The 497-nt window shown below is 55.1% G+C and carries 1 pseudogene; it reads left to right on the forward strand.

Annotation, left to right across the window (positions count from 1 at the left end):
- Nucleotides 1-100 precede the first annotated feature (100 nt).
- Nucleotides 101-394, forward strand: a pseudogene (locus BFF42_RS20625) (DUF968 domain-containing protein); the annotation flags it as partial.
- Nucleotides 395-497: the final 103 nt, after the last annotated feature.

Raw genomic sequence — 497 nt, forward strand, 5'->3', positions numbered from 1 at the left:
CTGGCCGATAAACCGGGTCGGCGAACTGCTCCCCTGGCGCGTAGCACTGCCGACTGAATAACACATCCCCGTCAATACGGTTCTTGCTGCACGCTTACCAATAAGCGGTACGCAGGAGCGTGAATTATCTCTGGCTGAATTATCCTGGTGGGCGGTCCGCAATCAGGTGGCGGACGCGCTACCGGAAGCGGTATTACGTCGTTCGCTGGGGTTGCGTGCGGAAAAAATCCGCTCAATGTACCGTGAAAGCGACATCGTGCCGGGAGAGCAGACCGCCACCAGCATACTGAAGCAGCGCACAAAAAATCTTGCGCTGCTGCCTCACGCCCACCAGCAACAGAATCCACCACAGGAAGAGACGGTGGTCAGCATTGCCGTTGATCCGGAATCTCCGGCTCAGTGAGGTGTACTGGCAATAGCGGACACTACCATTTGTTCTTTTTTTAAGCAGTCATCTGATGATATTTTTCCCTGAAGGCTGCCGGGGAGATATTCCC

The organism is Shigella sp. FC1661 (assembly GCF_001712525.1).
GTDB classification, from domain to species: Bacteria; Pseudomonadota; Gammaproteobacteria; order Enterobacterales; family Enterobacteriaceae; genus Escherichia; species Escherichia coli.